Below are 570 nucleotides of genomic sequence, written 5' to 3' on the forward strand. Positions count from 1 at the left end.
TCCTTGGACGGCATTGGAAGCCGGAGCGTTCGAGGCAGGCGCATTCGCATCGGCTGCCGGCTGGTTCGCTGCCGGCGCATTGGCCGCGCCCTGCGTCGGCGCGCCGCTGCCGACATCGACCGGCACGGGCTCGCTCGCCGCCTGGCCGGTGGTCGCCTGCGCCACCTGGACACCCGTCGAGTTATGGTTTTCAGCGGCGCTGCTGTGCTCGTCCCAGGAATTTGAAACGGCGTCGAATTCGATATTGGTCGTCATAGCTCAAGCCCCTCCGGCATTTCCCGGCAAGAGACATGTGAGGCCCGGACTTTGCAACAGACCTTCCATCTATTTCATATATCCAAATATGTAGAGAATCGCATTTTTTACACTTGGTAAATTGCGATGATATATCCAGTTATGCACGATCCTAAGCGGCGCGGGATAGGCCGCGGCGCGCGGTGCTGGTTTGGTAAATGAAAGTATAAATTTGAATAAAATTTGACAAAAAATGGAATAGCGTGATTCGCCGAAACTTACCCACCTTCCTTTCCGATAATTTGAGACAAGATTGGTAGTGTCCACAGTCAAAGG

Annotated in this window: 1 pseudogene; it reads right to left on the minus strand. The window is 54.6% G+C overall.

Going from position 1 to position 570, the window contains the following annotated elements:
* Positions 1 to 255, minus strand: a pseudogene (locus EOA27_RS39385) (hypothetical protein); the annotation flags it as partial.
* Positions 256 to 570: the final 315 nt, after the last annotated feature.

The sequence above is a fragment of the Mesorhizobium sp. M2A.F.Ca.ET.037.01.1.1 genome, from assembly GCF_003998075.1.
Classification (GTDB): domain Bacteria; phylum Pseudomonadota; class Alphaproteobacteria; order Rhizobiales; family Rhizobiaceae; genus Mesorhizobium.